Raw genomic sequence first — 9,128 nt, 5'->3', positions numbered from 1 at the left:
GGCGTGTGAAGTGTGGTAACTCCACCTTACCGATGAGCCCGGTGGCCACCGAGTTCGAAATCGCATGGGGTTGGGCATGCCCAACCCCATGCGATCACCTCAATCTACACCGGAAATTACACCACGAGCGCGGACGCTAACCTTTGGGAAGCCTGGTATCTGGAACCCGACGGCCCCAACATGCGCTGGTCGGTGTTGGAATATATGATCACTGGGAAGAAATTTCATGTCAGCTTCCGATATCCTGAAGAGGTGGATGTCGAAGTGATCGATAGCGAGCGCCGCGAAGCCGCCTTGCGCGCACGGTTCGGCGACAAGCCGGTCGTCTATCCGCCGCCGCCCAAGAGCGCGTTCGAATTGCAGCCCTGACTTGCCAGGGCGCGGATTGCGCCCTTGCCCAAAGGCCCCATATTACGCCCATGTCGATTCAGATCCGCACCAGCCTTGACGAACCCGAAACCGGCCAGGACTTCGTGCCGCACCGGCCCGCGCGCCCGGAGAAGAGCGAGGGTGGACGCCCCTTCACCCTGGTCAGCGACTATGAACCATCGGGCGACCAGCCGACCGCGATCGCCGAACTGGTGGCGGCGGCCAAGCAGGGCGAGAAGGACCAAGTGCTGCTGGGCGTCACCGGGTCCGGCAAGACCTTCACCATGGCCAAGACGATCGAGGCGCTGCAGCGGCCAGCGCTGATTCTGGCGCCCAACAAGATATTGGCGGCGCAGCTCTATGGCGAGTTCAAGAGCTTCTTCCCCGACAATGCGGTCGAATATTTCGTCAGCTATTACGACTATTATCAGCCCGAAGCCTATGTCGCGCGGTCGGACACCTATATCGAGAAGGAAAGCTCGGTAAACGAAAGCATCGACCGGATGCGCCATTCGGCCACCCGTGCGCTGCTGGAGCGGGACGATGTCATCATCGTCGCGTCCGTCTCCTGCCTCTATGGCATCGGGTCGGTCGAGACCTATTCGGCGATGACCTTCTCCATGAAGAAGGGCGGGATCGAGGACCAGCGCGAGATCATCCGCAAGCTGGTGGCGCTCCAGTATAAGCGCAACGACGCGGGCTTTGCGCGCGGCAATTTCCGCGTGAAGGGCGACAATCTGGAAATCTTCCCGTCCCATTATGAGGACACGGCCTGGCGCATCAGCTTCTTTGGCGACGAGATCGAGGAGATTGTCGAGTTTGATCCGCTGTCCGGCAGGAAGGTCGCCAGCCTCGATTATGTGAAGGTCTTTCCCAACAGCCACCATGTGACCCCCGGCCCGACCTTGAAGCAGGCGATGGAGGCGATCCGCTTCGAGCTGACCGAGCGGCTGAAGGAACTGGAGGCCGAGGGCAAGCTGCTGGAGGCGCAGCGGCTGGAACAGCGCACCAATTTCGACCTGGAGATGATCGCGGCGACCGGCAGTTGCGCGGGGATCGAGAATTACAGCCGATTCCTGACCGGCCGCCTGCCCGGCGAACCGCCGCCGACGCTGTTTGAATATCTGCCCGAAAATGCCGTGCTGTTCGTGGATGAAAGCCACCAGACCGTGCCGCAGATCGGCGCGATGGCGCGGGGCGACCATCGGCGCAAGATCACGCTGGCCGAATATGGGTTCCGTTTGCCGAGCTGCATCGACAACCGGCCGCTGCGCTTCAATGAATGGGACGCGATGCGGCCGCAGACGGTCAGCGTCTCGGCGACGCCCGGCCCGTGGGAGATGGAGCAGACCGGCGGCGTGTTCAGCGAACAGGTGATCCGCCCCACCGGCCTCATCGACCCGCCGGTCGAGATCAAACCGGTCGAGGACCAGGTCGACGATCTGATCAACGAATGCCGCAAGGTCGCGGCGCAGGGATATCGCACGCTCGTCACCACGCTCACCAAGCGGATGGCCGAGGATCTGACCGAATTCATGCATGAGGCGGGGATCAAGGTCCGCTACATGCATAGCGACGTCGAGACGCTGGAGCGTATCGAGCTGATCCGCGATCTTCGCCTGGGCGTCTATGACGTGCTGATCGGCATCAACCTGCTGCGCGAAGGGCTCGACATTCCCGAATGCGGGCTGGTGGCGATCCTCGACGCGGACAAGGAAGGCTTTTTGCGCAGCGAGACATCGCTGATCCAGACGATCGGCCGCGCCGCGCGTAATGTGGACGGCCGCGTCATCCTCTATGCCGACCGGGTGACGGGCAGCATGGAGCGCGCGCTCAACGAGACGTCACGCCGCCGCGAAAAGCAGCAGGCCTATAATGATGCGCATGGCATCACGCCCTTCACCGTGAAGAAAAATATCGGCGACATCATCGCCCATGTCGCGAGCAAGGATCAGGTCACGGTCGAGACGGGGCTGGAGGATCGCCCGCATCTCGTCGGCCATAATCTGCGCGCCTATATCGAGGATCTGGAGAAGAAGATGCGCGCGGCAGCGGCAGACCTGGAGTTCGAGGAAGCCGGCCGCATCCGCGACGAGATCCGCAAGCTGGAGGCGGAGGAACTGGGCCTGCCGGCGGACCAGCAGGTGGCCGCCCCGCGCGGCCGCGCGACCGAGGGCAAGCCGGGCACACGGAAAGGTCGATTCGGGAAGACGCAAAGAAAATTTTAGGCGCTCAATTCGACAAAATTTGCAACCTAAGATGCTGAATTTATTAACTTTATGGTTAACTGAAATTAGAGGAATCGCAGGCTTTTTTCTATATTTTACAGATACTTGCAGGTGGTAAAAAGTCGGCCGATGCGACAAAACCCTCTTGTAGACACATCATTATTTTGGACTATGAAAAGGCTTGCTCTGAATTCAGGACAAGCCGATGATCCGCTCCTTCGCCAATCCCGAGACCGAAAAAATCTGGAATGGTGAACGCAGCCGCAAGCTGCCTTCGGATATGCAGGACCGCGCGCTTTCTAAATTGAAGCTGCTCAACCGCGCCCGCACCCTGGACGACCTGCGTAACCCACCCAGCAATCGCCTTCATGCGCTGAGCGAGGACCGGGCTGGGCAACATTCAATTTCCATCAACATGCAATGGCGTATATGCTTCGTCTGGAAAGACGGACACGCGCATAATGTCGAAATCACCAACCACTACCGATAATCCTGACTGGCTGCATAATGCGCATGCCGGCGAAATGCTGCGGCTGGAGTTCATGGAACCGCTGGATATGACCACGGTGGAGCTGGCCACCGCGATCGGTCTGCCGGTGGATCGCGTGCAGGCCGTGATTGACGGCGACCATCCAATGGACGGTGAACTCGACCTTCGATTGGCCCGCTATTTCCGTATGTCTGAAGGTTTTTTCCTGGGCCTCCAGATCGACTATGAACTGCTGGAAGCCAAGCGAGCGCTGAACGGCGAACTGGATCGCATCGTCCCGCGCGCCGCCTGACGCCTTTCCCGCTTAATGCGTCCGGCTGGTCACCTTCGCGGTGCCATCGGGCAAGATCTCGATCAGATGGGCCGTGTCGTTGTTGCACTGGGCCTTCCAGCCCTTGACGCCCGGCCGCACCTCGGCGCGTTCCGAGCCGGTGACCGAGGGGCAGGCGACGCCCGATGCCTTGATCGCCTTTTCCAGCACGCCGTTGCGCAGGTCGGGGTCGAGCTTGGCGACTTCAGCCGCTGCGCCGGTGTCGGGCATGTTCCGGTTCTCGACCGCCGTCACCTCATCGCCGCCACCACAGGAGGCGAGAAACAGTGCCGTCGCCAGAAGCATCATAGTCCGCACATCTTTTCCTTCCATCATGCCGCAAATCCGTCGGTCGCGCGGATCAGCGCGTCCAATATGCCCGGTTCGTTGAACGCATGACCGGCGCCTTCGATCATTTCGAAGCGCGCCTGCGGCCAGGCGCGGTGCAGTGCCCAGGCGGTTTCGGCCGGGCAGGCCATGTCGTAGCGGCCCTGGACGATGACGCCGGGAATGTCGGCCAGCTTGCCCGCCTCGCGGATCAACTGGCCATCTTCCAGCCAGCCGCGATGGACGAAATAATGATTTTCGATCCGGGCGAAGGCGAGCGCGAAATCATCGCCCTCATGGGTGGCGGACAGCGCCTCATCCGGCAGCAAGCGGATCGTCTCGCCCTCCCAGACGCTCCAGGCCTTGGCGGCGGCGACCTGCGCGGCGCGATCGTCACCGGTCAGGATGCGGCGATAGGCGCCGACCATGTCGCCGCGCTCGCCTTCCGGAATCGGCGCGACAAAGCGTTCCCACTTGTCGGGATAGATGCGGCTGGCGCCCTGTTGATAATACCAGTCGATCTCTGACTGGCGGATGGTGAAGATGCCGCGCAGCACCAGTTCAGTGACGCGCGCGACATGCGCCTGCGCATAGGCCAGTGCCAGGGTCGAGCCCCAGCTACCGCCGAAGACCAGCCACTGGTCGACGCCCATCATCTCGCGCAAGCGCTCGATATCGGCGACCAGATGCCAGGTGGTGTTGGCATCGAGATGGGCGTGCGGGGTCGATCGGCCGCAGCCGCGCTGGTCGAACAGCAGCACGTCATAGCGGGCGGGATCGAACAGGCGGCGATGATCGGGCGATATGCCGCCGCCCGGCCCGTCATGCAGGAAGACCGCAGGCTTGGCGCCCGGCGTGCCGGACCGTTCCCAATAGAGGCTGTGGCCATCGCCTACGTCAAGATGACCAGTGGCGTAGGGTTCAATCGGCGGATAGAGGCTGCGCATGACACCGTCCTAACAGGCGGCGGGACGAAGCGAAATGGGGGTTTGACGCAATGCGGACGATGAAGATCATGCTGGGCGCGCTGGCGCTGATGCTGGGCGTGCAGGGCGCGAATGCCAAGCCCGCCGCGCCAGCAAGCCCCAAGCGGCTGGTGATCGTCGACGACGACATGATCGGCCTCAACGGCGTGCCGCTGCTGTTGCTGCAAAGCCCGGATGTCGAGGTGCTGGGCATCACCACCACCAGCGGATCGGTGTGGCGCGACACGGCGACCGCCTATGCGCTGCGGACGCTGGAGATATTGGGCCGGACCGACGTGCCGGTGGTGCCCGGCGCAACCTTCCCGCTGCTCAACAGCGCCGAGGCGACCAAGCGCTGGGAAGGCCAATATGGCCGGCTGGTGTTCAAGGGGCCGTGGACCGATTACTGGCCGGGCGACACGATCCAGGAACATCCCGGATCGACCGACCCGACCAAGGTGCCCGACCTGCCGATCGGCAACCCCAGGACGAAGCCGAGCGCAGAGATTGCCGCCGCCTTCCTGGTGCGGATGGTGAAGGCGCATCCGGGCGAGATCACCCTGTTCGCGACCGGGCCGATGACCAATATCGCGATCGCCCAGAGCCTGGACCCCAGCTTTGCCGCCAATGTGAAGGAAATCCTCTATATGGGTGGCAGCCTGGCGCCGCATCAGGTGCTGGAAGGGCCGTCGGCCGAGCAGTTCGCCCGCGAATTCGTCAACTCGCCGCGCCGCGAGTTCAACATCCGCTGGGATCCCGAAGCGGCGAAGATCTTTGCCCATGCGCCGTGGAAGAAGATCACGATGATCCCGGTCGATCCGTCCACCGGCACGCAATGGACCCGCGCCTTCCTCGACGGGCTGAAGCCCGCCCACACGCCGCTGACCCATCTGTTCCAGACCGGGCTGGAGCCGGGCTATCCGATGTGGGACGAGATCGTCGCCATGGCCTGGCTCAATCCGGAGATCGTGACGAAGGACGAGACTTTGTGGGTCGATTTCGAGACCAGCCAGACGGCGGCCTATGGCGACACCCTGTCCTGGACGGAATCCTATCGCCCGCATCTGGGCGAACAGGCGCAGCGCGTGATCCTGTCGGTCGACCGGGCGAAGATGGAGGCAGCGATGGCGCGCCTCTATATGCGCCCCGTCCGCAAGGCCGCGCAATAAGCGCTATTTCCGCTTTTTCTTCACGCTGGGCCTGATGCTGGGTTGGGCCTTTGCCTTGGGGCAGGGCCAGGCCTGGCGCGTGGCGGTGAAGACCAGGGCGGAGGCCGACTGGCTGCGCTTGTCCGGATTGGCGCGCAGATAGTCGACGGTGGCGCCCTTCAACTGGTTGAGCGTCACATCGGCGGGGATGCAGCTTTTGAGGCCATTCACCTCGCGCGTGGTGTTGAACGCATCGACCGCGCCGGCGACATAGCCGACGCATTCATAGCTTTTCTCGAAAAAATCCTTGGCATTGCGGTCGGCGGTGCAGCTTTCCAGCAGCGCCTCGCCCGAATAGAAGCCGGCCTGTGCGCTGCCCGCCGCCAGACCCGCCGCCGCGACCAGTATCAGGCCACTTGCCCTCCCGATCATCATGCGCGTGCCTCCTGCCTTATGAGGATGCGTCCGCCTTCCGATAAGACTGGACATGCAGGGGAGGGAAAACCGCTTCGAGCGGCTTTGTGTCCGGCAGCACATAGACATAGCCGCCCTTTTTCAGAAATTGCGGGCGCAAGCCGCGATTATAGAAGGCGATCGGCACGTTGATGCAGCCAAAGGTGATGCGATTATCGTCGATCGTCGGCGACAGCATGCGCTCGCGCCGCTTTTCCTTGGGATTGCCCTTGGGGATGGTGTGCATCGCGACCGAGGTCGCATAATCGACCCACAGCACGCGTTGCTTGCCCGCCGCCAGACCGAATTTGGCAAGGAAGCGGCCTGCCGGCGTGGTCTTTTCCGCCGGGCCGATCTCCGCCAGGCTTTTCTTGCCGACACCGGGCGTGGCATCGTCTCCGGTCGCGATGCCGATCAGCACCGGCGCATCGGCCAGCGCCTTGCCCTTGGCATCGAACAGGAAGACATGGGCTGCCTGCTTGTCGACAATGGCATAGGGCAAGCCGTGATTGTCGCCGGTCGCGGCAATCCAGTCGATCACCCGGCGCGCATCCGGCGATCGCGGCGTTTCAGGCGCTGGCTTCTCGGACACGGGCGCTTCTGGCGCGGCCGCCAGCGCGGGAGAGACACCGAACAGCGCCAGCATCGCCAGCGCCCATGGGAATTTGTGCATGGATGAGCATATCCGGGAATGGGGCCGGCGCCCCCATGAAGCGGGGGCGCCGGCACAGGATCGGGACCAGCCCGACCGGATCGGTAGCTTGATCGGCTACGTGACCAGTTGCGCGATCAGTTTCTGGCGCGCTTGGTCTTGGCTTCGCGCATCTGCTGCTCGACACCGTCGACGCGGGCGTTCAACTGATCGAGGCGCTGACCGTTATTCTGGGCCTGACCGGCTGCCGACTGGGCCTGGGCCAGAGCCTGCTGTGCCGTGCCGTCGGTGGTCTGCAGCTTGGCGTCGAGCGCATCGACGCGCTGGTTCACGGTCGCCACCTGTTCGCGCACGAAGGATTTCGTGGCACAGCCACCCAGCCCCAGCGAGCCCACCAACACCATGGCAATGGGGGCTAATTTCATCGGGTGCGACATCATTTTCTCCTTATCATCTGCCCCCGCGCCGTCCCAAGCCGAGCCCGTTAACCATGACAATATGATTGGGCCTGAACGTGCATGTGGAGAGCCGAGTGGACGCGGCAGGCCTACCCCGCCCTTCGACCAACGACCGGAATCGATCGACCGGCATCGGCGCGGATCGTTGAACGGACGCGCGATCAAGCGCATGCTGGCCCGCCTTCCATAAGGGGACAATCCATGCGCCTGATGCTTGCCCTGGCCCTGAGCGGCCTTGCCCTGTCCACGCCGATCATCGCCCTTGCCAAGACCGACTTGGCCGCCGCCGTGGCCGATCCAAAGCGTCCGGCCGACGCACGGGCGCTGGACGAAAGCCGCAAGCCGGCCGAGACGCTGGCCTTCCTGGGCCTCAAGCCCGGCATGAAGGCGGCCGACATCATGACCGGATCGGGCTATTGGGCGGAGATCATGGCCGATGCGGTCGGCGCCAAGGGCAAGGTGACCGGGTTCGAGCCCAGCCAATTCTACGCCAGCGAGGAAGAGAAGCCCAAATGGGCGGCACTGGTCGCGCGCCGGCCGGAGGTCGACTGGGTGCGCTATCCGTTCGAGACCTTCGCGGCGGCGCCCGACAGTTTCGACTTCAGCATCATCAATCTGAGCTACCATGATCTCTACTGGCAGTCGGACAAGTTCGGCATTCCGCGCACCGACCCCCATGCCTTCGTGAAGACGCTCTATGCCGCGACCAAACCGGGCGGGATCGTCGGCATCATCGATCATGTCGGCCCGGCGGGCGACACCCGCGCCGTCGTGGACAAACTGCACCGGATCGATCCGGCGGTGGTGAAGGCCGATTTCCTGCGCGCCGGATTCGTGCTGGAGGCGCAGAGCCCGCTGCTCGCCAACCCCGCCGACGATCATAGCAAGCTGGTGTTCGATCCCGCCATTCGCGGCAAGACCGACCGTTTCCTCTACCGTTTCCGCAAGCCGAAATGATCCGCAGGATTTGAACGCAAGGCGCGGGATGACGCCGTGCCCCGCGCCGCCCATGCTGCGCGCCATGGACCTCAATGACCTTGACCTTCATGGCGCCGCGCGCCTGCCTGCCCTGCTTTCCCCGGACCAGTGCGACGCGATCGTCGCGCTATGGGACCAGCCCCATGCCTTCCGCAAGGAGGTGGTGATGGCGCGCCATGGCTATGGCCGGGGGCGCTATCGCTATTTCACTTACCTGCTGCCCGAGCCGGTCGCCGCGCTGCGCGAGGCACTTTATCCGCCGCTGGCGCAGGTCGCCAATCGCTGGGCGGCGATGCTGGGGAGCGATGCGCTCTACCCCGCCCGTCACGTCGATTTCCTGAACCAGTGCGCGCTTGGCGGCCAGGACAAGGCGACGCCCTTGCTGCTGCGCTATGAGGCGGGCGACTGGAATGCGCTGCATCAGGATGTCTATGGCGCGACCATCTTCCCGTTGCAGGCCGCGATATTGCTGTCGGAGCCGGAGGCGGACTTCACCGGCGGCGCCTTCATCCTGACCGAGCAACGCCCGCGCATGCAGTCGCGGCCCGAAATGGTGCCGCTGCGCAAGGGCGATGCCGTGATCTTCCCGGTGCGCGAGCGGCCGGTGATGGGCACGCGCGGCATCCACCGGGTGCAGATGCGTCATGGCGTCAGCCGGCTCCTGTCCGGCATGCGCCACACGCTGGGCATCATCTTTCACGACGCCCAGAGCTAGGCGGAGCGGCGACGCCGCCGCCCCGCCTCTCTTGA

General features: G+C 63.5%; 11 protein-coding genes and 1 pseudogene. 7 read left to right on the top strand and 5 right to left on the bottom strand.

Going from position 1 to position 9,128, the window contains the following annotated elements; genetic code table 11:
* Positions 1–138: 138 nt before the first annotated feature.
* From AC13EK_RS10915 to AC13EK_RS10900, 4 genes and pseudogenes are all read left to right on the top strand, one after another.
* A pseudogene (locus tag AC13EK_RS10915) lies at positions 139–369 on the top strand (hypothetical protein); the annotation flags it as partial.
* Between the two features lie 50 nt (positions 370–419).
* Positions 420–2,597 carry an excinuclease ABC subunit UvrB gene (uvrB, locus tag AC13EK_RS10910; RefSeq protein WP_069337432.1) on the top strand — a complete coding sequence of 726 codons (2,178 nt, stop codon included), beginning with the start codon at positions 420–422 and terminating at the stop codon, positions 2,595–2,597.
* Between the two features lie 205 nt (positions 2,598–2,802).
* On the top strand, positions 2,803–3,087 hold the full coding sequence (locus AC13EK_RS10905; protein WP_069337433.1) for a type II toxin-antitoxin system RelE/ParE family toxin: 285 nt from the start codon (positions 2,803–2,805) through the stop codon (positions 3,085–3,087).
* On the top strand, positions 3,059–3,379 hold the full coding sequence (locus AC13EK_RS10900; protein WP_169862771.1) for a HigA family addiction module antitoxin: 321 nt from the start codon (positions 3,059–3,061) through the stop codon (positions 3,377–3,379). The genes AC13EK_RS10905 and AC13EK_RS10900 overlap by 29 nt, the downstream gene beginning before the upstream one ends.
* Positions 3,380–3,391: 12 nt before the next feature.
* Here the strand turns inward: AC13EK_RS10900 and AC13EK_RS10895 are convergent, their stop codons facing one another.
* Together AC13EK_RS10895 and pip are read right to left on the bottom strand one after the other, a co-directional pair.
* Positions 3,392–3,706 carry a hypothetical protein gene (locus AC13EK_RS10895; RefSeq protein WP_069337435.1) on the bottom strand — a complete coding sequence of 105 codons (315 nt, stop codon included), beginning with the start codon at positions 3,704–3,706 and terminating at the stop codon, positions 3,392–3,394.
* A 23-nt stretch (positions 3,707–3,729) separates the two neighbouring features.
* Entirely contained in the window at positions 3,730–4,671 is a 942-nt protein-coding gene (pip, locus tag AC13EK_RS10890; protein WP_069337436.1) for a prolyl aminopeptidase, read from the bottom strand.
* 59 nt (positions 4,672–4,730) lie between these two features.
* Between pip and AC13EK_RS10885 the strand changes: the two genes are divergently transcribed.
* Positions 4,731–5,858, top strand: coding sequence for a nucleoside hydrolase (locus AC13EK_RS10885; RefSeq protein ID WP_375177955.1), 1,128 nt, complete (start codon positions 4,731–4,733; stop codon positions 5,856–5,858).
* Positions 5,859–5,861: 3 nt separating this feature from the next.
* Here the strand turns inward: AC13EK_RS10885 and AC13EK_RS10880 are convergent, their stop codons facing one another.
* The 3 genes from AC13EK_RS10880 to AC13EK_RS10870 all read right to left on the bottom strand — a co-directional run bounded on the left by AC13EK_RS10880 (position 5,862) and on the right by AC13EK_RS10870 (position 7,379).
* On the bottom strand, positions 5,862–6,272 hold the full coding sequence (locus AC13EK_RS10880) for a Rap1a/Tai family immunity protein (RefSeq protein WP_069337438.1): 411 nt from the start codon (positions 6,270–6,272) through the stop codon (positions 5,862–5,864).
* A gap of 16 nt (positions 6,273–6,288) precedes the next feature.
* Positions 6,289–6,963: a hypothetical protein gene (locus AC13EK_RS10875; RefSeq protein WP_037518698.1), complete on the bottom strand. Its 675-nt coding sequence runs from the start codon at positions 6,961–6,963 to the stop codon at positions 6,289–6,291.
* A gap of 116 nt (positions 6,964–7,079) precedes the next feature.
* Positions 7,080–7,379 carry a hypothetical protein gene (locus tag AC13EK_RS10870; RefSeq protein ID WP_004209889.1) on the bottom strand — a complete coding sequence of 100 codons (300 nt, stop codon included), beginning with the start codon at positions 7,377–7,379 and terminating at the stop codon, positions 7,080–7,082.
* Between the two features lie 222 nt (positions 7,380–7,601).
* On the opposite strand from AC13EK_RS10870, the gene AC13EK_RS10865 reads away from it, so the two are divergent.
* Both AC13EK_RS10865 and AC13EK_RS10860 read left to right on the top strand, forming a co-directional pair.
* The gene (locus AC13EK_RS10865) at positions 7,602–8,357 is read left to right on the top strand and encodes a class I SAM-dependent methyltransferase (RefSeq protein WP_069337439.1); all 756 of its coding nucleotides are present in this window, start codon (positions 7,602–7,604) and stop codon (positions 8,355–8,357) included.
* 28 nt (positions 8,358–8,385) lie between these two features.
* Positions 8,386–9,093, top strand: coding sequence for a 2OG-Fe(II) oxygenase (locus tag AC13EK_RS10860; protein ID WP_069337440.1), 708 nt, complete (start codon positions 8,386–8,388; stop codon positions 9,091–9,093).
* Positions 9,094–9,128 lie beyond the last annotated feature (35 nt).

Source organism: Sphingobium sp. L-44, from assembly GCF_056859495.1.
Note: the sequence above shows the minus strand (reverse complement) of the source record. Positions and strands in the feature narration are given on the sequence as shown.

Excerpts from the sequence above, each read along its gene's own strand:
- uvrB (WP_069337432.1), top strand. The coding sequence starts at position 420 with ATGTCGATTCAGATCCGCACCAGCCTTGACGAACCCGAAACCGGCCAG.
- AC13EK_RS10905 (WP_069337433.1), top strand. The coding sequence starts at position 2,803 with ATGATCCGCTCCTTCGCCAATCCCGAGACCGAAAAAATCTGGAATGGT.
- AC13EK_RS10900 (WP_169862771.1), top strand. The coding sequence starts at position 3,059 with ATGTCGAAATCACCAACCACTACCGATAATCCTGACTGGCTGCATAAT.
- AC13EK_RS10895 (WP_069337435.1), bottom strand. The coding sequence starts at position 3,706 with ATGATGCTTCTGGCGACGGCACTGTTTCTCGCCTCCTGTGGTGGCGGC.
- pip (WP_069337436.1), bottom strand. The coding sequence starts at position 4,671 with ATGCGCAGCCTCTATCCGCCGATTGAACCCTACGCCACTGGTCATCTT.
- AC13EK_RS10885 (WP_375177955.1), top strand. The coding sequence starts at position 4,731 with ATGAAGATCATGCTGGGCGCGCTGGCGCTGATGCTGGGCGTGCAGGGC.
- AC13EK_RS10880 (WP_069337438.1), bottom strand. The coding sequence starts at position 6,272 with ATGATGATCGGGAGGGCAAGTGGCCTGATACTGGTCGCGGCGGCGGGT.
- AC13EK_RS10875 (WP_037518698.1), bottom strand. The coding sequence starts at position 6,963 with ATGCACAAATTCCCATGGGCGCTGGCGATGCTGGCGCTGTTCGGTGTC.
- AC13EK_RS10870 (WP_004209889.1), bottom strand. The coding sequence starts at position 7,379 with ATGTCGCACCCGATGAAATTAGCCCCCATTGCCATGGTGTTGGTGGGC.
- AC13EK_RS10865 (WP_069337439.1), top strand. The coding sequence starts at position 7,602 with ATGCGCCTGATGCTTGCCCTGGCCCTGAGCGGCCTTGCCCTGTCCACG.
- AC13EK_RS10860 (WP_069337440.1), top strand. The coding sequence starts at position 8,386 with ATGACGCCGTGCCCCGCGCCGCCCATGCTGCGCGCCATGGACCTCAAT.